The 21,626-nt window shown below is 67.9% G+C and carries 19 protein-coding genes; 15 read left to right on the forward strand and 4 right to left on the reverse strand.

The window, feature by feature from the left end:
* The first annotated feature begins 228 nt into the window (after positions 1–228).
* The 3 genes from ACWPN8_RS19450 (at position 229) to ACWPN8_RS19460 (ending at position 3,360) form a co-directional block, all read left to right on the forward strand.
* On the forward strand, positions 229–1,932 hold the full coding sequence (locus ACWPN8_RS19450) for a methyl-accepting chemotaxis protein (protein WP_492241918.1): 1,704 nt from the start codon (positions 229–231) through the stop codon (positions 1,930–1,932).
* A 136-nt stretch (positions 1,933–2,068) separates the two neighbouring features.
* Positions 2,069–2,497 carry a helix-turn-helix domain-containing protein gene (locus ACWPN8_RS19455; RefSeq protein ID WP_174475373.1) on the forward strand — a complete coding sequence of 143 codons (429 nt, stop codon included), beginning with the start codon at positions 2,069–2,071 and terminating at the stop codon, positions 2,495–2,497.
* Entirely contained in the window at positions 2,494–3,360 is an 867-nt protein-coding gene (locus ACWPN8_RS19460) for an IS3 family transposase (protein WP_174475372.1), read from the forward strand. The genes ACWPN8_RS19455 and ACWPN8_RS19460 overlap by 4 nt, the downstream gene beginning before the upstream one ends.
* A 255-nt stretch (positions 3,361–3,615) precedes the next feature.
* On the opposite strand, the gene ACWPN8_RS19465 is transcribed toward ACWPN8_RS19460, so the two are convergent.
* On the reverse strand, positions 3,616–4,533 hold the full coding sequence (locus ACWPN8_RS19465) for an exonuclease domain-containing protein (protein WP_492241919.1): 918 nt from the start codon (positions 4,531–4,533) through the stop codon (positions 3,616–3,618).
* A gap of 311 nt (positions 4,534–4,844) precedes the next feature.
* On the opposite strand from ACWPN8_RS19465, the gene ACWPN8_RS19470 reads away from it, so the two are divergent.
* The 12 genes from ACWPN8_RS19470 to ACWPN8_RS19525 all read left to right on the forward strand — a co-directional run bounded on the left by ACWPN8_RS19470 (position 4,845) and on the right by ACWPN8_RS19525 (position 19,263).
* Positions 4,845–6,266, forward strand: coding sequence for an FAD-binding oxidoreductase (locus ACWPN8_RS19470; protein ID WP_492241920.1), 1,422 nt, complete (start codon positions 4,845–4,847; stop codon positions 6,264–6,266).
* 53 nt (positions 6,267–6,319) lie between these two features.
* Positions 6,320–7,402, forward strand: a complete 1,083-nt coding sequence (locus tag ACWPN8_RS19475; RefSeq protein ID WP_109447711.1) for an ABC transporter substrate-binding protein — start codon at positions 6,320–6,322, stop codon at positions 7,400–7,402.
* Positions 7,403–7,496: 94 nt separating this feature from the next.
* Positions 7,497–8,612, forward strand: coding sequence for an ABC transporter ATP-binding protein (locus ACWPN8_RS19480; RefSeq protein ID WP_492241921.1), 1,116 nt, complete (start codon positions 7,497–7,499; stop codon positions 8,610–8,612).
* Positions 8,613–8,628: 16 nt separating this feature from the next.
* A complete protein-coding gene (locus ACWPN8_RS19485) occupies positions 8,629–10,401 on the forward strand; it encodes an ABC transporter permease subunit (protein WP_247873058.1) in 1,773 nt (590 codons plus the stop codon).
* 49 nt (positions 10,402–10,450) lie between these two features.
* Positions 10,451–11,383 (forward strand): dihydrodipicolinate synthase family protein, encoded by a 933-nt coding sequence (locus ACWPN8_RS19490; RefSeq protein ID WP_109452862.1) that lies wholly within the window; start codon positions 10,451–10,453, stop codon positions 11,381–11,383.
* A 131-nt stretch (positions 11,384–11,514) separates the two neighbouring features.
* A complete protein-coding gene (locus tag ACWPN8_RS19495) occupies positions 11,515–12,429 on the forward strand; it encodes an IclR family transcriptional regulator (protein ID WP_492241922.1) in 915 nt (304 codons plus the stop codon).
* Positions 12,430–12,462: 33 nt separating this feature from the next.
* Positions 12,463–13,638 (forward strand): alpha-hydroxy acid oxidase, encoded by a 1,176-nt coding sequence (locus ACWPN8_RS19500; protein WP_492241923.1) that lies wholly within the window; start codon positions 12,463–12,465, stop codon positions 13,636–13,638.
* 56 nt (positions 13,639–13,694) lie between these two features.
* Positions 13,695–14,036, forward strand: a complete 342-nt coding sequence (locus ACWPN8_RS19505; protein ID WP_492241924.1) for a hypothetical protein — start codon at positions 13,695–13,697, stop codon at positions 14,034–14,036.
* A gap of 142 nt (positions 14,037–14,178) precedes the next feature.
* The gene (locus ACWPN8_RS19510) at positions 14,179–15,312 is read left to right on the forward strand and encodes a bifunctional nicotinamide-nucleotide adenylyltransferase/Nudix hydroxylase (RefSeq protein ID WP_492241925.1); all 1,134 of its coding nucleotides are present in this window, start codon (positions 14,179–14,181) and stop codon (positions 15,310–15,312) included.
* 97 nt (positions 15,313–15,409) lie between these two features.
* Positions 15,410–17,134, forward strand: a complete 1,725-nt coding sequence (locus ACWPN8_RS19515) for an NAD+ synthase (protein ID WP_492241926.1) — start codon at positions 15,410–15,412, stop codon at positions 17,132–17,134.
* A gap of 30 nt (positions 17,135–17,164) precedes the next feature.
* Complete coding sequence (locus tag ACWPN8_RS19520) at positions 17,165–18,481, forward strand: nicotinate phosphoribosyltransferase (RefSeq protein ID WP_109447699.1); 1,317 nt, start codon at positions 17,165–17,167, stop codon at positions 18,479–18,481.
* Positions 18,482–18,498: 17 nt separating this feature from the next.
* Entirely contained in the window at positions 18,499–19,263 is a 765-nt protein-coding gene (locus ACWPN8_RS19525; protein WP_492241927.1) for an isochorismatase family protein, read from the forward strand.
* A 12-nt stretch (positions 19,264–19,275) separates the two neighbouring features.
* Here ACWPN8_RS19525 and ACWPN8_RS19530 read toward each other — a convergent pair whose 3' ends face one another.
* From ACWPN8_RS19530 to ACWPN8_RS19540, 3 genes are read right to left on the reverse strand one after another with little or no spacing between them, the layout of a single operon-like run.
* Positions 19,276–20,484, reverse strand: a complete 1,209-nt coding sequence (locus tag ACWPN8_RS19530; protein ID WP_492241928.1) for a glutathionylspermidine synthase family protein — start codon at positions 20,482–20,484, stop codon at positions 19,276–19,278.
* A gap of 4 nt (positions 20,485–20,488) precedes the next feature.
* Positions 20,489–21,073 (reverse strand): DUF1190 domain-containing protein, encoded by a 585-nt coding sequence (locus ACWPN8_RS19535; protein ID WP_492241929.1) that lies wholly within the window; start codon positions 21,071–21,073, stop codon positions 20,489–20,491.
* Positions 21,074–21,092: 19 nt separating this feature from the next.
* Positions 21,093–21,506 (reverse strand): DUF350 domain-containing protein, encoded by a 414-nt coding sequence (locus ACWPN8_RS19540; RefSeq protein WP_109447691.1) that lies wholly within the window; start codon positions 21,504–21,506, stop codon positions 21,093–21,095.
* Positions 21,507–21,626 lie beyond the last annotated feature (120 nt).

Below are 21,626 nucleotides of genomic sequence, written 5' to 3' on the forward strand. Positions count from 1 at the left end.
CCGGTTGGGTTAACAAATCACTACCGCTTTGATTGCAGCAGTCCTGTCTGCGGCACACGGTTGGCAAGAAAAACCGTTTGTTTAGACACAAACTATTGTCTATCATATTTCAGTCAATGCAATCGCATAGCAATTATTAGGGCTGGGGTCTTCCTGCTCCCGTTGCCACCGGTTGCCTTGGGCAGAACGCCCCCGATCCACTCCATAGCCCTTGGAAAGAGACATCCCATGGCCCTGCACGCCTGGTTTTCCGATCGGAAACTGGTTCACAAGCTGCTCATCCCGGCGGTCCTGCTGCTTGCCGTCATGGGCAGCGTGGTCTGGACCGCCAGATCGGCACTGGTCGACCTGACCGCCTCGACCAGCCGGGTGACCGATGTGGTCGCCGGGCGGCTGTCGGCGGCGCTGGCGATCCAATCGGCCATGGGCGATGCGATGGACGCGGAATCCAACGCGCTGGTCGCCGGCACGCGCGAGCGCATCGATGCCGCCTTCGCGGCCTACAAGGACAACATCGGCAAGGCGCTGACCGCCATCGACCGGCTGGCCGCAGCCTATGACGCCCCGGCCGACCGCGAGGCGATCTCCGGGATCAAATCCATCGTCGGCGAATATGAGCGGGTGTCGCAGAAGGCGGTCGAGCTGGCGCGGGCCTATGACACCGACAGCGCGATCCGCGTGTCGATCGACGTCGGCCGCCCGGTCCGGCAGAAGCTGAACCTGGCGCTGTCGGAGCGGGTGGAGCACAGCCTGGAGGAGACCAAGCGCGCCGAGGACCGGGCGCTGGCGCTGTCCTCCAGCGTCATGACCCGGCTGTACGGTGTCACCGGCGTCGGGCTGCTGGTCGCCTTCGGCCTGTTCGGCTCCATCATCGTGGTCTTCGTCGTCCGGCCGCTGCACCGGCTGGTCGCCGACATGACGGCCATCGCCGACGGCAATCTCGCCGTCGACATCCAGGGCGCCGGCCGCAAGGACGAGGTCGGGCTGCTCGCCCGCGCGCTGCTGGTGTTCAAGAGCAACGGCCTTGCCATGCGCAGCCTGCAGGAGGAGCGCGAGGCGCAGAAGCTGCAGGCGGAACGCGACCGGCAGGCCGGCATGCGGGCGCTGGCCGACCGCTTCGACGCCGATGTGCAGGACGTGGTGCAGGCGGTGGCGACGGCCGCCCGCCATCTGCGCGGCAATGCCGAGACCATGACCGCCATCGCCTCGCAGACGACGGAACAGGCGGCGACCGTCGCCGCCACCACGGCGCAGTCCTCCGCCAACGTCGCCACCGTGGCCGCGGCGTCGGAACAGCTGGGAAGCTCCATCGGCGAGATCGGCCGGCAGGTCAACGCCGCCGCCGCCATCGCCCGCAACGCCGTGCAGGAAGGCGAGCGGACCAACGCGCTGGTCAGCCGGCTGGTCGAGGCCGCCCAGCGGATCGGCGATGTCGTCAGCCTGATCCAGAACATCGCCAGCCAGACCAACCTGCTGGCGCTGAACGCCACCATCGAGGCGGCGCGGGCGGGAGAGGCCGGCAAGGGCTTTGCCGTCGTGGCGCAGGAGGTGAAGGCGCTCGCCACCCAGACCGCCCAGGCGACCGAGGAGATCGGCAGCCAGATCGCCGAGATCCAGACGGTGACGGACGGCACGGTGACGGCGATCCAGACCATCGGCCGCACCATCAACGACGTCGATTCCATCGCCGGCGCCATCGCCGCGGCGGTGGAGCAGCAGACCGCCGCCACCCAGGAAATCGGTCGCAACATTCAGCAGGCGGCCCAGGGAACCCAGCTGGTGACCGGCAACATCGCCGAGGTCAGCAGCTCCGCCGGGCAGGTCGGACAGGCGGCCTCCGAGGTGCTGGGCGCCGCCGACAGCCTGTCGCACGATTCCGAACGGCTGCGCGAGCGGATCCAGGCCTTCATCGGAGAGGTCCGCGCGGCGTGACACGGCCAGCCTCATGGGAGGGGGATGGAACGGATGGAACGCCATGGAACGGTTTTCCGGCCCTTGGAGTGCCCTGGAGTGCCCCCTGAAACTGAGACAGTGTTAAAGTGTTCCGGTTCTCTGATGGAGAGGACCGATGGGAGAGAAGCGAAGTTTGGAGTTCAAGGTTTCGCTGGTTCGACGGCTTGAAGCTGGCGAGCGGATAACGGATCTTGAGCGAGAGGCTGGCGTATTCCGTGCGCAGATTTACCGCTGGCGCGATGCTTTTGGTCGTGCGGGTGAGGCTGGATTGGAGCGTCGTCCTGGCCGCCGACGCGGCTATCGGCGGTCTCGATCTGCAGAGGGAGGCCCTTCAGCGGGCCCGGCGCCGAGCGCGCCTGCGGAGGCAGCATTGGATCAGCTTGCGCCTGATGTGCGTGCGTGGGTATCGGAGCTTGAGCGGACGGTTGCGCGCCAGCAGCTTGATTTGGATTTTTTCAGCGAAGCCTTGCAGCGTATCGAGGCATCACGCCGGCCGAAGAGCGCGGCTGGCGAGACGGCGTCTATGCCGCCATCCAGGCGATGACGCAGCGGCAAGGCAGAGTTTCGGTGGACCGGATGTGCCGGTTGGCGGGGGTGAGCCGGGCCGGTTTTTACCGGCATTGGCAGGAGCGGGCGCCGTCGGCTGAGGAGACGGACCTGCGCGACGCCGTCCAGCGCCTTGCCCTGGTACACCGGCATTACGGTTACCGGCGGATCACGGCGCTGTTGCGCCGGGAGGGGCGGCTGGTGAACCACAAGCGGGTGCTGCGGCTGATGCGGGAGGACAACCTGCTGTGTCTGCGTCGGGCATCGTTCGTCCCGGCGACGACGGACAGCCGTCATGACTTTCCGGTCTGGCCCAATGTGGCGCGCCGCCTGGCGTTGAGCGGACCGAACCAACTGTGGGTGGCTGACATCACCTATGTCCGGTTGGGCGGGGCGTTCGCCTACTTGGCGGTGGTGCTGGACGCTTGGTCGCGCCGGGTGATCGGCTGGGCACTGGGCGATCATCTGCGGGCGGAACTGGCGCTGGAGGCGCTCGACGGTGCCTTGGCCGTACGTGGAGCAGGACCGATGGTTCACCACTCCGACCGAGGCGTCCAGTATGCGTGCCGGGCCTACATCGGGCGCCTGGAGGCTCATGGCGTCCAGCCAAGCATGAGCCGGGTCGGCTGCCCTTACGACAATGCCATGGCGGAGAGCTTCATGAAAACACTCAAGACCGAAGAGGTTGATGGCCGCAGTTATGCCGACATCGCCCAGGCAAGGGCCTGCATCGACCGCTTCATCGACGAGGTGTACAATCGCCAGCGCCTTCACTCGGCCCTTGCCTACAGCCCACCGGTCGAGTTCGAGGAAAATTTCCCGCCACCAGGGCCGGGCGGCCGCCCGGCCCTGGTGGCCTGACCAATCCGCAACAATTTAACAAGCGTCTCAACTTCGGGGGGCGGTCCACCCTGTTCCACTGTTCCATCCCCCGCCTATGCGACCGCTACAGGGCCGGTTGCGGCGCGCGTACTCGATTGTTTCGGAAATGGATCGGGTGGACCGCAGCCACCGCTCCATGCCGTTCCTCCGGCGGTTGAAACACTGGGGTGCACCCAGTCCTATCACCTTCGCCGGCCGACGCTAAGCACGGGATGAAAAAACGCCGGGCGGGCGTCAGGCGCGCTTGGCTGCGCCGGACGCCGCGACCATGGCGAAGAACTGCGCCTCGTCGATGGTGTCGGGCTTGCCGTACTTGGCGCGCCGGGCGGCGGCGGTGTCGAGCTTGGTGGCGCCAGGGGCATGGCCGACGACGAGATAGTCGGTGTCCTTGCGGACGCTGTGATGCCAGTGTCCGCCCAGTGCCTGGATGCGGGCCATCACCCCCTCGCGCGACAGGCCGGTCAGGTCGCCGGTGACCGCGAAGGCATAGCCGGCGATGCCATGGGTGATGGGAACCGCGGGCTGCCGGACCAGCGGCGGCGGATCGATCTGGTTGGTCGGCGCCAGATGGGGAACTGCCAGCATCTCCGCACTGCCGAGGATCATCTTCTGGAACAGACGGCTGGTGATCTCGGCATCGACGAAGGCACCGTGGAAGCGCGCCCGTATCCCGACATCGATGCCGAACAGCGTCGCCACCGCATCGAGCGATGCACGCCCGGCCACCTGCGCCCTGGCATGCTGCATGGTGCAGACCGATTGTCCAGCCATCCAGGGAATGCCGCAGAGCCGGAACTCATGCCGCAGGAACTCGATGTCGAAGCCGACATTGTGGCCGACCAGGACCGCGCCTTGCAGGAAGCCGAGAATGTCCCGGGCGACGCTGTGGAACGGATCCTGGTGGCGAAGCAGATGGTCCGGCAGCCCGTGCACCCTCAGCGCATGCGGGTTCGACTTGCGACCCGGATTGAAGATGAGGCTGAGGCTGCGGCCGGTCGGAACCGCATCCGCCAGTTCGATGGCGGCGAAGCTGACCATGCGGTCGCCGCCGGCCGTCGACAGTCCGGTGGTCTCGCAGTCGATGACGACGAAACGGCGGGTGGACGACCGGCTCCGGCCGGGCTTCGCCCCCGTCGACGGACTGACAGGCATTGTATCGCTTGAAAGGCTCATCAACTCTCGCCCTGGGGGCTGGACCGCCCCGTTGCACCACGCAATCACAGGATAATGGCAGGGTCGCCACCGCAGGTCGAGTGTGCGCGCCGCCGCACGGACGACGGTCCGGTGATGCCAGGGCCGAACCGGCATTCGCTTCCATCCCGGAAATTTCGTCGTCTATCCAAAAATTCGGTCTCTATGCAAAAAGTGGATTGTTGGCTCACCAATCACGCGCTATCATATTCCAGTTGTTGTAATCGAATAGCGATTACAAGCAAACACTATGCAGATCAAGGAGATCGCGTGTGGACGTGATCGCTGAGCTGTCGGGCCTCATCGGCGCCGACGCCGTTCTGACATCCAAATCCGACCTGGACGCGGCGACGGAAGACTGGCGCGGGCGCTACCGTGGGCCGGCCCTCTGCCTCGTCAGGCCGGCGAATGCCGAACAGGTCGCAGCGGTGGTGCGCTGCTGCGCGCGGCACGGGATTCCGCTGCTGCCGCAGGGCGGCAACACCAGCCTGTGCGGCGGCGCCACCCCGTGGGAAAGCGGCCCTGCCCCGGTCATCCTCAATCTGGCGCGCATGCGCGCGGTGCGCAGCATCGACCCGGTCAACAGCACCATGGAGGTCGAGGCCGGCTGCGTGCTCGCCACCGTGCAGGAAGCGGCGGCGGCGGCGGGCCGGCTCTATCCGGTCAGCCTGGGCGCCGAGGGCTCCTGCCAGATCGGCGGGACCATCGCGACCAACGCCGGCGGCACTTCGGTCCTGCGCTACGGCAACACGCGCGACAATGTGCTGGGGCTGGAGGTGGTGCTGGCCGACGGCACGATCTGGTCGGGCCTGTACGGCCTGCGCAAGAACAACACCGGCTACGACCTGAAGCATCTGTTCATCGGGTCGGAAGGCACGCTGGGCATCGTCACGGCGGCGACGCTGAAGCTGCATCCGCTGCCGACGCGCCATGCCGTCGCCTGGGTGGGCATGGCCGATCCCGCCGATGCGCTGACCCTGCTGACCCGCGTGCAGCAGCGCTGCGGCGCCCGGCTGTCGGCCTTCGAGATGATCAACCGCCTCCAGCTCGATCTGGTGGTGGAGCAGGTTCCGGGCCGCCGCAGCCCGCTTGAGACTTCGGCCGACTGGCATGTGCTGATCGAGCTGTCGGACAACAGCGACGGCGACGCGCTGGACATGGAGCTTCAGCTGATCCTGGAGGACGCCTTCGGCGACGGGCTGCTGACCGACGCGGCTCTGGCCGCCAGCGACGCCCAGCGCCACGCCATGTGGGAGGTGCGCCACAGCGTGTCGGAGGCCAACAAGAAGGCCGGCGTCGGCCTGACCACCGACTGCGCAGTGCCGCTGTCGGCGGTGCCCGCCTTCATCGACGCCGCCAATGCCGCGGTGCGGGCGCTGGTGCCGGGCCTGCCGTCGATCGTCGTCGCCCATCTCGGCGACGGCAACGTCCACTTCATCCCCTTCTTCACCTTCGATGCCTGGAACGCGGTTGCCGACCGCGAGGCTCTGGCCGCCGCCATCCGCCATGCGGTGAACGACGAGGCCGCCCGGCTGAACGGCACCTTCAGCGCCGAGCACGGCGTCGGCCGCGTCCAGCTGGGCGAGATGGCGCGCTACAAGCCTGCCGCCGAACTGGCGCTGATGCGCGCGGTGAAGCAGGCGCTGGATCCGCAGAATCTCTTCAATCCCGGCCGCCTGCTGCCGCCGGGCTGAGGCCCTTTCCGTTCCCACTTCCGCCGTTCCGGCTCACCACGAGGAGTTCCGACATGAGCATCCGCCAATCCGGCTGGTCCCGCCGCACCCTGCTGAAAGCCGGCGCCGCCGGCACGGCCGCGCTTGCCATGCCGGCGATCTGGAGCCCGGCCCGCGCGCAGAACAAGCGGATCGTCGTGCGCGACGACGGCGGCATCTACACCAAGGCCTATGGCGAAATCTTCTATAAACCCTTCACCGCCGCGACCGGCATCGAAGTGGTCGGCGTCCAGGCCAATGCCGAGCCGACCGCGCAGATCCGCTCGATGGTGGAAGCCAAGTCCTACACCTGGGACATGGCGAAGATCAGCCAGCCGGCCATCCTGATGCTGACCGGCGGCGACAAGCCGCTGCTGGAGAAGCATGGGCTTGAGGCCGACCCGGCGGTCGCCTCGATCCCCAAGCAGTACATGTCGGAATATGGCGTCGGCACCAACGTCTACACCACGGTTCTGGCCTACCGCACCGAAGCCTTCAAGGGCCGCAAGGCGCCGGCCTCGTGGAAGGACTTCTACGACGTCGCCAACTTCCCCGGCCGCCGTGCCCTGCGCAAGCATCCGTTCGACACCATCGAGCAGGCGCTGATGGCCGACGGCGTGCCGACCGCCGAGGTCTATCCCTGCGACCTCGACCGCGCCTTCAAGGCGCTGGACCGCATCAAGAAGGACATCTCGGTGTTCTGGACCAGCGGCGCGCAGGTCGAGCAGATGCTGCTGTCGGGTGAAGTGGACATGGTGCCGACCTGGGTGTCGCGTCCGCAGGCCGCCATCGCCGCCGGCGCACCGGTCGGCATCGTCTGGGACCAGAACATCTGGGGCCTCGACAGCTGGTCGATCCTGGCCGGCACCCCGAACGCCGACGCCTGCCGCCAGTTCATCAAGTTCGCCTCCGACCCCAAGCGGCAGGCCGAACTGGTGAAGTATTTCCCGGCCGGCGTGACCCAGCCGGACGCCTTCAAGTACATCGACGCCAAGATCGCTCCCGACTGCCCGACCTTCCCGGCCAACATCGAGCGCGGCGTGCAGATCAACGCCGACTACTGGCTGAAGAACCAGCAGAAGGGTCTCGAGCGCTACAACGCCTGGCTGCTGAGCTGAGGAAACGCGGGCGGGGGATGCCGGTGCGGTGTCCCCTGCCCGCCCTTTCCGCCCCCATTCCCCTTCGGCCCCACCCCTTCGCGAGGAGGCGCGCATGTCTTCTTCCAGCCTTTCCGTCCAGGGTCTTGCCAAGCGCTACGGCGACTTCGTGGCGCTGGCTCCCACGGATCTCGTCGTCGCCGACGGCGAATTCCTGACGCTGCTCGGTCCGTCGGGCTCCGGCAAGACGACGCTGCTCAGCCTTCTGGCCGGGCTGGTGCCGCCCGACGAGGGAAGCGTGCGCATCGGCTCGCAGGACGTCACCTACGCCCCGCCCTATGAGCGCGACATCGGCGTGGTGTTCCAGAACTACGCGCTGTTCCCGCACATGACCATCGAGGAGAACATCGCCTTTCCGCTGAAGATGCGGAAGGTCGGGGCGACCGAGGCCAAGCGGCGCGCGCTCGAGGCGCTGGAGATGGTGCATCTGCCGCACATCGCAGGCCGCTATCCGCGCGAGCTGTCGGGCGGCCAGCAGCAGCGCGTCGCGCTCGCCCGCTGCATGGTCTACAAGCCGTCGATCATCCTGATGGACGAGCCGCTGGGCGCGCTCGACAAGAAGCTGCGCGAGCACATGCAGCTGGAGATCAAGCGCCTGCACCGCGAGCTGGGAACGACGGTCGTCTACGTCACCCACGATCAGGAAGAGGCGATGACGATGTCCGACCGCATCTGCCTGATGAATGCCGGGCGGATCGAGCAGCTGGGAACGCCGGCCGACCTGTATTTCCGGCCGCGCTCGCTGTTCGTCGCCGATTTCCTGGGCGAATCCAACATCCTGCCCGCGGCGCTCCGCAGCCGCAGCGGCGACGAGGTCGAGATCGGGCTCGGCACGCAGGGCGTGTCCGGCCGGGCGCTCGCCAACGGCAACGACCTGCCGCCGGGCAGCGAGGTGCGCGTCATGGTGCGTCCGCAGAACCTGACGGTCGCCCGCAAGGGCGGGAGCGTTCCCGACGGGATTCAGGGCCGCGTGTCGGAGGTGATGGTCACCGGCAGCCTGACCAAGGTCTATATGGAGCCGCTGGACGGCAAGCTGCCGCCGCTGGTCGCCGCCTTCCCCACCCGCAACGAGGACGACGCGGTCCGCATCGACGACGTGCTGACGCTGTCCTGGAGCGGCCGCGATGCCGTGGTGATCGCCGACAGCGCCCGCGCGGCCGGGACGGCGTGAGATGGCCGGACAGTCCATGACCATGACCCACGCCCCCGGCGCCAAACGCCACTCGCCCCCGCCCGCCTGGCGCAAGCCGGTGCTGATGGGCGCCCCGCTCGTGCTGCTGCTTGTCGCCTTCCTGGTCTTCCCGGTCGGGCAGCTGCTGGCGCTCAGCGTCTACAACGGGCAGGGCTTCACGCTGGCGCCCTATGCCCAGCTGTTCGCCTCCAGCCTCTACATCACCGTCCTGTGGATCACGCTGAAGATCTCGCTGGCGACGACGGTGGTCGCGGTGGTCGCGGCCTATCCGGTCGCCTACCTGATCTCCATCGCCAAGGGGCCGGCGAAGAGCCGGCTGATCTTCTGGGTCCTGCTGTCCTTCTGGACCAGCTTCCTGGTGCGCGCCTTCGCCTGGGTCGTCATCCTCGGCCGCAACGGCGTCGTCAACAGCACGCTGATGTCGCTGGGCATCATCGACACCCCGGCCGACCTGCTCTATGGCTTCGGCGCCGTGCTGGTCGGCATGGTGCACGCCATGCTGCCGCTGGCGGTGATGACCATGCTGGCGGTGATGGAGAACATCGACCGCACCCTGCCGCGCGCCGCCGGCACGCTGGGAGCAAAGCCCGGCACCGCCTTCTGGACCGTCTATTTCCCGCTGTCGCTTCCGGGCGTGGCCGCCGCGGCGATCATGGTCTTCGTGTCGGCCATCGGCTTCTTCATCGTGCCCGCCCTGCTGGGCGGCCGGAAGGAGACGATGATCACCCAGCTGATCATCGATCAGGTTCAGCAGACGCTGAACTGGGGTCTGGCCGGCGCCATCTCGGTCCTGCTGCTGACGGTCGTGCTGGTGGTGTTCGTGCTGTACGACCGCGTCTTCGGCTTCGCGTCGCTGACCGGCGAGAGTGCCGCGGTGCGCAACCGCGACACCGCCATGCGGCGGCTGGGCGGACGCGTGCTGGCCGCGCTGGGCTCCGCCAGCGATGCGCTGATCGGCCTGGTGCCGCGCCGCCATCCGCTCCGCGGCCGGTCCGAGCGGCCGGTGGCGCTGACCGCCTTCGTCTGGCTGCTGCTGGTGCTGATCAGCCTGCCCGCCTTCCTGATGATCCCGCTGTCCTTCGGCAAGGGCGGGCTCGCCTGGCCGCCGTCGGGCTTCACGCTGCAATGGTACCAACAGCTGCTGGACTCGCCGATCTGGATGCAGGCGCTGTGGCGCTCCATCGTGGTGGCGTTCGGCACCGGCCTGCTGTCGATGGCGATCGGCGTTCCCGCCGCCTTCCTGATGGTGCGCAGCCAGATGCGGGGCAAGGGCGCCATGCTGGCCTTCATCCTGTCGCCCATCGTCGTGCCGCGCATGATCATCGCCGTCGGCATGTTCTATGTCTTCGCCCAGATGGGTCTGGTCGGCACGATCCTGGGTCTGGTCATCGGCCACACCGTCGTCGCCGTGCCCTATGTGGTCATGACCATGATGGCGGTGCTGCGCAACTACGACACCCGGCTCGACCTCGCGGCGCAGAGCCTGGGCGCCCGGCCGGTGGCGGCGCTGCGGCACGTCACCTTCCCGATCCTGGGGGCCGGCATGCTGTCGTCCTTCCTGTTCGCCTTCGCCACCTCCTTCGACGAGCTGACCATCTCCCTGTTCTCCTCGGGCGGGCTGAGCGCCACGCTGCCCAAGCAGTTCTGGGACGAGGTGACGCTGCAGGTCTCCCCCGTCATCGCGGCGGTGTCGACCGGACTGCTGCTGTTCGTCGCCGCCTTGATCTATGTCGCGGACCGTCTGCGCCGCCGCAGCCTCGCCGGCTGAGGCCGGCTCCCCAACCGCCTTCACCACCAGCTTCTTCCAAGGACAAGACATGCTCAACGCCACGAAGATTCGCGGCATCCTGCCCGCCACCCCGACGCCGGTCACTGCCGACGGCACCATCGACGTGGCCGCCTCCAAGGCGCTGTTCTCCTGGCTGTTCCGCCAGGGGATCGACGGGCTGGTCCCGCTCGGCGGCACCGGCGAGTATGGCGCCCTGGCGAAGGACCAGCGCATCCGCTTCGCCGAGCTGTCGGTCGAGGCGATGGCGGGTGCTGGCGAGAAGCGCGGGCCGGTGATCGCCGGGGTGCTCGACACCGGCTATTACGACGCGCTGTCGGCCGGCCGCGATTTCGCCGCCGCCGGGGTGGACGGTCTGCTGGTGCTGACCCCCTACTACACCAACCCGACGCAGGCCGGCATCCGCGACTATTTCCTGCGCTACGCCGACGAATCGCCGGTGCCGATCCTGATCTACGAGATCCCCTACCGCACCCGCATCGCCATCGATCCGGAGATCCTGCACGAGCTGTCGCGGCACGAGCGGATCGTCGGCATGAAGGCCTGCAACACCGACATGTACCATTTCCTGCGCACGGTGGCGGGGGTGGACTCCTCCTTCGCGGTGCTGAGCGGCGAGGACACGCTGTTCCCGCTGCATGTCGCGGCGGGTGCCCGTGGCGGCATCGTGGTGACGGCCAACCTGCTGCCGCGGGCGTGGCGCCTGATCCATGACCTCGCCTCGACGGGCAAGCTGGACAAGGCGCTGGAAATCCACCGCACCCTGATCCCGATGATGAACCTCGCCTTCGCCGAGACCAACCCCGGCCCGATGAAGGCGGTGATGGATCTGATCGGCGTTAACGCCCCGGCGATGCTGGCACCGCTGCGCGAGCCCGGCGAGCCGCTGAAGCAGTCGCTGCGGCGCGAGCTGTCCCGCCTGCTGGTCACTTACGAGGGAATGCCGGCCGCCCAGCCGGTGTGATGGGAGGCAACCGCGCGGCGCGTGGCATTCGGTTCGCCGGATGCTATGCGTTAGCGTGGAGATGGCGGACCCTGGCGCGAAAGCACAGGGCCGGGGTCCGGCGGGATGGAGACTGTCTTGGGGAATTGGCGATGACGCGGACAGCAGGACGGAAGCCGAAGGCGGAAGAGGCCATGACCGAGCCGGGCGGGACTTCGGCTGGAATGACGGCGGCCGGAATGACGGCGGCCGGAATGATGGTGGAACCGGAGGCCAGGAAGGCCGATCCGCGCGACTCCTCGCTGTTCGTCGGCTCGACCGAGAAGACCTTCCAGATCCTCCACGCCTTCGACGGGCCGCACCGGCAAATGCCGCTGTCGGAGATCGCCAGGGCCGCCAACCTGGACCGCAGCGCCGCGCAGCGGCTGGTCTACACGCTGGAGGTCCTGGGATATCTTCGCCGCGTCCACGGCACGCGCAACTATGCGCTGACGCCGAAGCTGCTGCAGTTCTCCTACAACTACCTGCGCGCCAACGAGCTGATCGAGAAGGCCTTCCCCTATCTTCTCGACATCAGCCGCAGCGTCGGCGAGACCACCAACCTGCAGGAGCTGGACGGCGCCGAGATTGTCTTCGTCGCCCGCTTCCCCGGCAAGCATCTGGTCAACATCGAATTCATGGTCGGCAGCCGGCTGCCCGCCTATTACACCGCATCCGGCACCGCCATCCTGTCGCGTCTGTCGGAGGAGGAGCGGGAGGAGATCCTCGCCCGCACCGATCTGCGCCCGCTGACCCCCTACACCGTCTGCGATCCCGACCGGCTGCGCGCCCGCGTGCGCGAAGCGGGGGAGAAGGGCTATGCCCTGCTGATCAACGAAACGGTGATGGGCGACATCTCGGTCGGCGCCGCCATCACCGACGAGCATGGCCGCGCCGTGGCCGGCCTCAGCATTTCGGTCCCGGCCACGCGCTGGACGCCGGAGCAGGTCGAGCAGGAGCTTGCCCGCCATGTCCAGGTGGCGGCGGCTTCCATTTCCGTCCACAAATTCGGCGGCTATTCCCGATAGCCGCCCTCAACACCGCGGGAGGCGGTTGATCCCATGGCGGCCCATCAGGCATGCCTGAACATCGACGAGTTGCGGCTGCGCGCCCGCCGGTTCCTGCCGCGCGGCCTGTTCGAATATATCGACCGCGGCACCGAGGACGAGACCTCCCTGCGCCGGCTGCGCGACAGCTTCGCCCAGGCCGAACTGACGCCGCGGGTGCTGGTCGATTGCAGTGCGCGCCACACCGGCGTGACGCTGTTCGGCCGCGACCGCCCGATGCCCTTCGTCGTGGCACCCACCGCCGCCGCCGGTCTGGTCCGCTATGACGGCGAGGTGCTGCTGGCCCGCGCCGCCCGCGCCGCCGGCATTCCCTTCGGCGTCTCGACCCAGTCGATCACCAGCATCGAGGCCATCGCGGAGTCCGGGGCCGAGCTGTGGTTCCAGCTCTATGTCTGGCGCGACCGCAGCCTGACCCACGCCCTGCTCGACCGCGTCGCCGCCTGCGGGGTGGACACGCTGATCCTGACGGTGGACACCGCGGTTTCGCCCAAGCGCGAGTATAACCGACACAACGGATTCAGTGTTCCGGTCGAGCCGTCGCTGCGCGGCGCCCTGGACGTGGCGCGTCATCCGGCTTGGGCGGGCGGGGTGCTGCTCCGCCTGCTGGCCAACGGCGGCTGGCCCGGATACGCCCATTATCCGGAGCAGTTCCGCACCCGCATCACCGACGCCGCGGCGCACGACCCGATCCGGCTGTGCGACCGGGTCAACTGGGACGATGTGGCGGAGCTGCGCCGCCGCTGGCAGGGCCGGATCATCCTGAAGGGTCTGCTGGCGCCGGAGGATGCGCTGCGCGCCGCGGCGGCCGGGGTCGAGGCCATCGTGGTGTCCAACCATGGCGGCCGCAACCTCGATTGCGCGCCGTCGCCGCTCACCGTTCTGCCGCGGATCGTGGACGCGGTCGGCGACCGGCTGACGGTTCTGGCCGACAGCGGGGTGCGGCGCGGCAGCGACGCCGCAAAGCTGCTGGCCGCCGGGGCCGCCGCCGTTCTGCTCGGCCGGGCGCCGCTGTTCGGTCTTGCCGCCGGCGGGCAGGCGGGGGCGGAGCACGCGCTGTCGATCCTGCGGGACGAGCTCGACCGGACCATGGCCCTGCTCGGCTGCCGGACCGTGGCCGATCTCGCCGGCCTGCGAAGCCTGACGGCCGGCAAGGTTGCCGAACCGGTGTGAGCGCGGTCCGTTTCGACGCCTGTGCCGTTCAGGTGGCAGACGCGTCGGAGGTTCCATTGTCCACCAAGCCCAGCCCGCTCACCACCCCCGATGGCCGCTACATCGTCGTGCGCGGACGTCTGTGGCGCACGGCCAACCCGGCTTTGTCGGACGAGGCCCGCGCCGGCCTGGTTGCCGATCTGATGCGGGCCCGCCGGGCCGTGGCGACCGCGAGACGGGCCGGGGACAGCGATGGAGAAGCGGCGGCGCATGCTGCCGTCGATCAGGCCAAGCGCGCGCTCGGCGAGCGCGGACCCGTCTGGTGGTCCGATGGTGCGCCGGACCTGAACCGGCACATGGTCCGTACGACACCCTATGCCGACTGGTTCCGCGAGGTGGGCGGCACAGGCGAGCGATAGATTTCGGGCAGCCATGCGGCTCGGCCAACCGTATTGCTCCCAAAGAGCATATCTGGGGGCCTTGAGAAATGTCCGCCGAGCCCGTATCGTTTGTGTGCCGCAGATAGACTGCGGCACTCTTTCAGCAAGGAGCTTGCTGAGCATGACCATCGTCTCTCCGACCGGACGCGAGTCCGGCACCCTGTCCTTGCCGCAGAAGACCGCGGCCCCCGGCGCGCAGAGCGCCTCAGGCTTCGACTTCCTGGTCTTCGTCGGCCGCTTCCGCCCCTTCCATATCGGCCATCTCACCGTCATGAAGCGGGCCCTGTCGCTGGGGCGGCATCTGATCGTTCTGGTCGGATCGTCGCGTCAGGCGCGCAGCCACCGCAATCCCTTCCGCTTCGAAGAGGTACGCGCCTGCATCGAGGGCGCCTTCTCGCCGGAAGAGTGCGGGCGAATCACGGTGCTTCCCCTCATCGACCGCTACAACGACCTGGAATGGATCCGCGACGTCCAGGCCGCGGTGCATGGCGTCGCGGTGCAACACCACCGGCCTGCCGACGGCTCACCCCCAAAAATCGGGCTGATCGGTCATGCGAAGGACCACAGCAGCTATTATCTGCGCATGTTCCCGCAATGGGGCGCCGTGGAGTGTGCGAATGTCCGGGGGATTTCGGCGACGCCGATCCGCGATGCCTATTTCGCCGACCCGACGGCGGCGCTGGAGGAGTGGAAAGAGGCCCTGCCCGCCACTGTCGCCGCCTTCCTGGCCGAGTTCGCGGGCACCGACGATTACAAGCGGCTGGCCGAGGAAAGCGCCTACATCGCCAAATACAAGGCGGGCTGGGCCAACGCCCCCCACCCTCCCACATTCCTGACCGCCGATGCGGTGGTGGTGCTGTCGGGCCATGTCCTGCTGGTCGAACGCCGCGGATTGCCGGGGCGCGGCCTGCTGGCGCTGCCCGGGGGCTTCGTCGGGCAGCATGAGCGGATCAGGGACGCCATGATCCGGGAGTTGCGGGAGGAGACGAAGCTCAAGATTCCGGTGGGCTTCCTGGAGGGCGGCATCCGCGCCAGCCAGATCTTCGATCACCCCTACCGCTCGACGCGCGGGCGCACGGTGACGCAGGCCTTCCTCATCCAGCTCAAGCCGACCGACGAGGGATTCCCCAAGGTGCGCGGCGGCGACGACGCCAGATCGGCCCGCTGGATGCCGATTGCCGACATCGATCCCGAACGGATGTTCGAGGATCACTACCACATCATCCAGACCCTGATCGCCCAGTCCAACAGCTGAACCGGACCGGAGTCCGCTCCCATGGTCAGGGTCGCATCACACCATGACGATCAAGCCCGCCGGACAGACCGGCGGCATTCGGCAAAGGAGCTTTGCCATGTCCAACACCTCTTCCACCAACACCTCTTCCACCTTGCGCATCGTCTGCGTCCAGGCCAACCCCACTGTTGGCGCGTTGCAGGGCAATTTCGACATCGTCCGCCGCCATCGCGCGCAGTATCGCGGCAAGGCCGACCTGCTGGTGTTCAGCGAGTGCTTCGGCAGCGGCTATCCGCTTCAGGATCTGGTGCTGCGTCCCGGCTTCCAGCGCGATTTCCGCGCGGCGCTCGATGCGCTGGCCGGTGAGATGCGGGGCGACGGCGGGCCGGCGGTGCTGGTCGGCGGACCGCTCGACGGCGGCGCCCTGCCCTACAACGCCGCCTTTCTCATCGAGACCGACGGGTCGATGAAGATCGTGCTCAAGCACACGCTGCCGAACGACGAGGTCTATGACGAGAAGCGGGTCTTCGCCCCCGGCCCGCTGCCCGCGCCCGTCGATTTCCGCGGCTTCCGCCTGGGCATCGCCATCTGCGAGGATTTCTGGCACGGCAAGGTCGCCCAGGCGCTGGCGGCCGAAGGGGCCGAGATCCTGATCGTGCCGAACGGCTCGCATTTCAGGACCGGAAAGCAGGCGGTCCGGCTCGCCATCGGCCGGCGCACGGTCAAGACCACCGGCCTGCCGGTCCTCTACGTCAATCAGGTCGGGGGACAGGACAGCCTGGTGTTCGACGGCGGAAGCTATGCGATGGACCGGGCCGGGCTGGTGATCGCCCAGGCCGGTTTCCGGGAGTGCGAGTTCGACATCACGCTGGAGCGCGGCGAGGACGGCGGCATCGACCTGCGGCGCGGTGACGTGTTCGGCATGCTGCCGAACGGCTATCCCGACGAGACCGAGGCGATGTATCGGGCGCTGGTGCTGGGCCTGCGCGACTATGTGGACAAGAACGGCTTTCCCGGCGTGGTGCTCGGCATGTCGGGCGGCATCGACAGCGCCCTGTCGGCCGCGGTCGCGGTGGACGCGCTGGGCGCCGGGCGCGTGCTGCCGGTCCGCATGCCGTCGCCCTACACTTCGGCGGAGAGCATGGGGGATGCCGAACGGGCCGCAGCCCTGCTCGGCACCCGCCTGCTGACCGTGCCGATAGCGCCGGCGATGGACGCCTTCGACGGCATGCTCGCCCCGGTCTTCGAGGGCCATCCGGTGCCGGCGGACGACACCACCTTCGAGAATGTCCAGGCGCGGGCGCGCGGTATGACCCTGATGGCCCTGTCCAACCGGCTCGGGCTGATGGTGCTGAGCACCGGCAACAAGAGCGAGATGAGCGTGGGCTATGCGACCCTCTATGGCGACATGTGCGGCGGCTATTCGGTGCTGAAGGACGTCTACAAGACGGTGGTCTTCAGGCTGGCGCGCTGGCGCAACACGCACCGCCCCGAAGGGCTGCTCGGCCCGCAGGGGGCCGTGATGCCGGACCGTATCATCGCCAAGCCGCCGAGTGCCGAACTGCGCGAGGGGCAGACGGACGAGCAGGCGCTGGGCGCCTACGAACATCTCGACGCGGTGCTCGCCACCATGGTCGAGGGGCTGAACGGGGCGGACCGTGCCGCCGAACTGGCGAGTGCTGCCGTCGGCCAGCCGATCTCCACCGCCTATGCCGAGCGCATCGCCCGCATGACGGCGCGGGCGCAGTACAAGCGCGACCAGAGCCCTCCGGGCGTCGTCGTCACCGAACGGACCTACGGGCCGGGCTGGCGCCTGCCGGTCACCAACCATTACGGGCTGTGACCCGGTCAGCGAGAACAGGAGGTTTCAGCCATGCTCGTCAATTTCAGCAGCCGCGCCCACAATCACAATTTCGCCACCGACTTCATCGTCCGGTCGCTGCTCGACACCGACTGGTACAAGCTGGCGATGCTGCAATTCATCTGGCGGCATTTCCGCGACGTGAAGGTCCGCTTCAGCCTGATCAACCGCACCCGCTCGGTGAAGCTGGCCCGGATCATCGACGAGGCCGAACTGCGCCGCCAGCTGGACAATGTGCGCACGCTGCGCCTGAAGCGTTCGGAAGCGGTCTGGCTCCAGGGCAACACCTTCTATGGCCAGCGCGGGATCTTCCGGCCGGAGTTCGTCGCCTGGCTCGCCGAGGATTTTGCGCTACCCGACTACCGGCTGTCGGAAGAGGACGGCCAGTGGCGCCTGGACTTTGAAGGGTCGTGGGCGATGACGACGATGTGGGAGATCTACGCCCTCAGCGTCATCAACGAGTTGAAGACGCGGGCAGCACTCGCCAGCATGACCGAGACCGAACTCGACATCCTCTACGCCCGCGCCAAGGTCCGCCTGTGGGACAAGATCGAGCGGCTGCGCCCGCTGGAGGATCTCAGCCTGTCGGATTTCGGCACGCGGCGGCGGCACAGCTTCCTCTGGCAGGAGTATGTGGTGGAGACGATGGCAGCGGAACTCGGTCCGCGCTTCATCGGCACCTCCAACACCCATCTCGCCATGAAGCACGATCTGGAAGCCATCGGCACCAACGCGCACGAGCTGCCGACGACGGTCGCGGCACTGGCGCGGACCGACGGCGAGCTGCGCGTGGCGCAATATGACGTGCTGCGGCTGTGGCAGGAGACCTATGGCGGCTCGATGCTGGTGTTCCTGCCCGACACCTTCGGCTCGACCCAGTTCCTGCGGGACGCGCCGGACTGGGTGGCGGACTGGACCGGCATGCGGGTGGACAGCAAAGAGCCGGTGGCGGCGGGCGAGGAGTACATCGCGTGGCTGGAACGCCACGGCCGCGATCCGCGCGAGAAGCGCGTCCTGTTCAGCGACGGGCTGGACGTCGAGGACATCGTGACCCTCCACCAAACCTTCGGCGGCCGCATCCGTGACGGCTATGGCTGGGGCACGCTGCTGACCTCCGACTTCCGGAACTGCCACCCGCGCAACGGCCAGGGGCTCGACCCGCTGAGCCTGGTCTGCAAGGTGACCGCGGTCGAGGTGGACGGCGCCTGGAAGGGGGCGGTCAAGCTCAGCGACAATTACGAGAAGGCCACCGGGCCGGCTTCCGAGGTTGCCCGTTACCGCGCCATCTTCGGTACCGAGGGCGTCGCCAACGTCCCGGTGCTGGTCTGATCCGCAGGAGAGACGCCATGACCGAGACCATCACAAATTTCGCCATCGGCCCCGCCGCCGCTCTGGAAGCCGTCGCCGCCGCCCTGCCGGTGCGCAGCGCCAGCGTCTCGCTGGCCGGCAAGCGGGTTGGGAAGCTCGACGTCGATCCGGTGAACGGGTTCGCCGCCATCGGCGGCGGCAATCTGGCGCCGCCGGTCGCCAATGCCCAGGTCAGCCGGATGATCGCCGAGATAGACCGCACGAACCGGCTGTTCCTGTCGGCCGGCCATCCCATCGCGGTCTTCCTCGACAACCATGAGCCGGGCAAGCCCGAATACCCCTACCCGCCCCATTGCGAGGCCGGCACCGGCGAGGAGAATCTGGTCGAGGAACTGTCCTGGCTGGACGGCACCCCCGGAGTCACGCTGATGCGCAAGGACTGCATCAACGGCGTGGTCGGCACGACCGACCTCGTGACGGGCCAGAACCGGCTGTTCGACTGGATCGCCGCCAACGGCATCGAGACGCTGGTGGTGGACGGCATCTGCACCGACATCTGTGTGCTTCAGGCCGTCCAGGCCCTGTTGTCGGCGCGCAACCACGGAATGACCGGGCCGCTGCGCGAGATCGTCGTGTATGAGCCGGGCTGCTCCACCTACGATTTGCCGCTCGACACCGCACGCAGCCTCGGCCTGCCCGACACCGCGGCCCACCCGCAGGCGGTCACCCACCACATCGGGCTGTACCTGATGCAGGCGAGCGGTGCCATCATCGCCGACGAGCTTGTCTTCCGCGGCGCGTGACCTCAGACGTCCTCAGGGCGGTGCGATCATGTGCGGGACGAAGCGGCTGGTGTTGCCGGTGATCAGCGCGCGGTCCTCGCGGATGCCCAGGCCGCAGGGCTTGCCACCGGCCATCCAGACGCCGAAGACGGCATGGTTGCCGTCAGCCTCCGCCAGCGGCGTGAAGGACTGGTACACCCAGCCTTCCTCGCCATAGGGTCCTTCGGTCTGGGCGATGGGCTGACCGATGGGCAAGCCGGCGGCGTCGAGGGTGGCGATGCTGACATTGCTGCCCTCGCGGCCGAGCAGCGGCTTCGCCACCACCTTAGCCCCCGCCGGAAAGCCGGTGCGGTCGAGCGAGGTCTGCAACAGGTTGGGGTGGCCGGGGTTCAGCTCCCACAGCAGGGCGAACAGCCCCTTCGACGCCATCACCATCTTCCAGGCCGGCTCGATCATCCGGATCCGCCCTTGCGCGGCGGCGGTCACCAGTTCGCGGCCGGTCTCCTCCCGGATCATCCAGTCCCACGGATAGAGCTTCATCAGCTGCCGGATCGGCAGGCCGGCATCGTCCAGGAAGCAGCCGGAGGCGTCGTCGTAGCGGATCGCCTGGATCGGCATCGCCTTGGTGGTCATGCCGGCGCGCAGGGCCAGGGTCTGGAGATAGGCGATGGTCGCCTCGTCCTCCGGATGCGGCATCAGGCAGGCGAAATGCACCGCCTCGGCCTGCGATGCCAGCGCGGGGAAGGCCTGCATCCGCGCCTGCCAACGCTCGACCAGGGCCTCCTCCAGGCTGTTGAACTGGTCGGCGTCGGGATGGACGTCCTGAAGCCAGCACCATTGGGCGACGGCGGTCTCGTAGAGCGAGGTCGGCGTTTCCGCATTCAACTCCAGCGCCTTCGGCGGCCCGCCCTTGCCGTCCCAGGCGAAGTCGAAACGGGCGTAGAGCGCCATGTCCCGCCCGTCGCGCTCTTTCCAGCTCGCCTCGATGGCGGGAGCCGCCCAGCGCGGAAGTCCGACCGCCTCGTACAGGCCGCGCGTCACGACATGGCCGACGGCCTCCTCGCACAGGCGGTAGACCTCCTCGGCGGCTTCCTCCAGCGTCTCGATTTCGGCAAGGGAGAAGCGCCAGTGGGCGCTTTCGTCCCAATAGGCCGTGCCGTCGGCGTCGGTATGGAAGGGGAAGCCGATCTCGTCGAGCTTGGCCTGCCACTGCGGGCGGGGGGCCGTCCGGACACGTTCCATCGCCTCAGCTCCCCGAGAAGCCGCGCGACGACCCGGTCGAGCCGAAGCCGGCGCTGCGCCCGCTGGTGGTGACCGTGAAGGACTTTCCCGAATTGCCCGAGCCCGGCCGGTAGTAGGAGCCGGAACTGGAGGACACGCCCCCGCTGCCCTGACGGATTTCGTCCCGGCGTTGCGGCGGCAGCGGTGTCTCGGCGATCCGGGTGTTGCCGCTACGGGCATAGCCCTGGCGGTCGAAATAGACCGGCTGGGCGTAGCCGCCGGTCAGGCTGCGGCCGATCATGAAGCCGACCAGCGCCGGAACGAAGATGTTCCCGGTGCCGCTTCCCATGCCTTCATTGGCCGGAGTGCAGGCGCCGTCACCCATCTCCGCCTCGCAGGCCTCCCGGCTGGCGAAACGGGGGGCGCCGGCCAGATGCTCCTGGCGGGCGGCGGTGAAGGCCTCGGCGCAGTCGCTCGCCGGCTTCTCGGCGGTGCAGGCTTCGACGGAGGGATAGACGGTCGCCTCTTCGGGGCCGTCCTCGCCACAGGCGAACAGGAGCGGGCTGATGCCGCCCAGCAACAGGGCCGCGACGGTGCGCGAGCGCTTCATCGGAAAGCCTTTCCTCGGATCAATAGGTCAGCGAGCCGTAATTCAGCAGCCCGACCGCTATGGACAGGCTGGCGAGCAGGATGCCGTAGGCGGTGCGGTCGGCTTCGACACCGGCGCGGAAATCCGGCAGCAGCACGCGAGAGCCGATGACATAGACCAACAGCTGCGACACCAGCGCGATCACGCCCCACACCGCCAGATCGACGATGTTGGTGGTGTGCGAGGCGACGCTCATCAGCGGCAGGGCGAAGCCGATCATGGCACCGCCCAGGGTCAGGGCGGCGGTCGTGTTCCCCTGACGAACCAGTGCCAGATCGCGATACGGGGTGACGGCGGTGTAGGCCAGGATGAACAGCAGCAGGAACCCCAGCATCACGACGGCGAAGAGCAAATATGACGGAAGGGTTGTCAGAGACTGGAGAACCGGCGTCATACTATCATCCAACGTTGCATCGCTACCCCCTAGCGTTGCATCGTTCGTGGGCGTTCGACAAGGACGGATCGGGATGGCGGGAGGCGAACCATGGCAGCTCATAGGTGGTATATCCATGAG

The sequence above is a fragment of the Azospirillum sp. UENF 112521 genome (genome assembly GCF_058780665.1).

What these genes read in the sequence shown, in the direction of transcription:
- ACWPN8_RS19500 (WP_492241923.1), top strand. Translation starts at nt 12,463, where the DNA reads ATGGCGGCCCATCAGGCATGCCTGAACATCGACGAGTTGCGGCTGCGC.
- ACWPN8_RS19455 (WP_174475373.1), top strand. Translation starts at nt 2,069, where the DNA reads ATGGGAGAGAAGCGAAGTTTGGAGTTCAAGGTTTCGCTGGTTCGACGG.
- ACWPN8_RS19480 (WP_492241921.1), top strand. Translation starts at nt 7,497, where the DNA reads ATGTCTTCTTCCAGCCTTTCCGTCCAGGGTCTTGCCAAGCGCTACGGC.
- ACWPN8_RS19485 (WP_247873058.1), top strand. Translation starts at nt 8,629, where the DNA reads ATGACCATGACCCACGCCCCCGGCGCCAAACGCCACTCGCCCCCGCCC.
- ACWPN8_RS19460 (WP_174475372.1), top strand. Translation starts at nt 2,494, where the DNA reads ATGACGCAGCGGCAAGGCAGAGTTTCGGTGGACCGGATGTGCCGGTTG.
- ACWPN8_RS19465 (WP_492241919.1), bottom strand. Translation starts at nt 4,533, where the DNA reads ATGCCTGTCAGTCCGTCGACGGGGGCGAAGCCCGGCCGGAGCCGGTCG.
- ACWPN8_RS19535 (WP_492241929.1), bottom strand. Translation starts at nt 21,073, where the DNA reads ATGAAGCGCTCGCGCACCGTCGCGGCCCTGTTGCTGGGCGGCATCAGC.
- ACWPN8_RS19530 (WP_492241928.1), bottom strand. Translation starts at nt 20,484, where the DNA reads ATGGAACGTGTCCGGACGGCCCCCCGCCCGCAGTGGCAGGCCAAGCTC.
- ACWPN8_RS19450 (WP_492241918.1), top strand. Translation starts at nt 229, where the DNA reads ATGGCCCTGCACGCCTGGTTTTCCGATCGGAAACTGGTTCACAAGCTG.
- ACWPN8_RS19495 (WP_492241922.1), top strand. Translation starts at nt 11,515, where the DNA reads ATGACGCGGACAGCAGGACGGAAGCCGAAGGCGGAAGAGGCCATGACC.
- ACWPN8_RS19515 (WP_492241926.1), top strand. Translation starts at nt 15,410, where the DNA reads ATGTCCAACACCTCTTCCACCAACACCTCTTCCACCTTGCGCATCGTC.
- ACWPN8_RS19520 (WP_109447699.1), top strand. Translation starts at nt 17,165, where the DNA reads ATGCTCGTCAATTTCAGCAGCCGCGCCCACAATCACAATTTCGCCACC.
- ACWPN8_RS19475 (WP_109447711.1), top strand. Translation starts at nt 6,320, where the DNA reads ATGAGCATCCGCCAATCCGGCTGGTCCCGCCGCACCCTGCTGAAAGCC.
- ACWPN8_RS19525 (WP_492241927.1), top strand. Translation starts at nt 18,499, where the DNA reads ATGACCGAGACCATCACAAATTTCGCCATCGGCCCCGCCGCCGCTCTG.
- ACWPN8_RS19490 (WP_109452862.1), top strand. Translation starts at nt 10,451, where the DNA reads ATGCTCAACGCCACGAAGATTCGCGGCATCCTGCCCGCCACCCCGACG.
- ACWPN8_RS19510 (WP_492241925.1), top strand. Translation starts at nt 14,179, where the DNA reads ATGACCATCGTCTCTCCGACCGGACGCGAGTCCGGCACCCTGTCCTTG.
- ACWPN8_RS19540 (WP_109447691.1), bottom strand. Translation starts at nt 21,506, where the DNA reads ATGACGCCGGTTCTCCAGTCTCTGACAACCCTTCCGTCATATTTGCTC.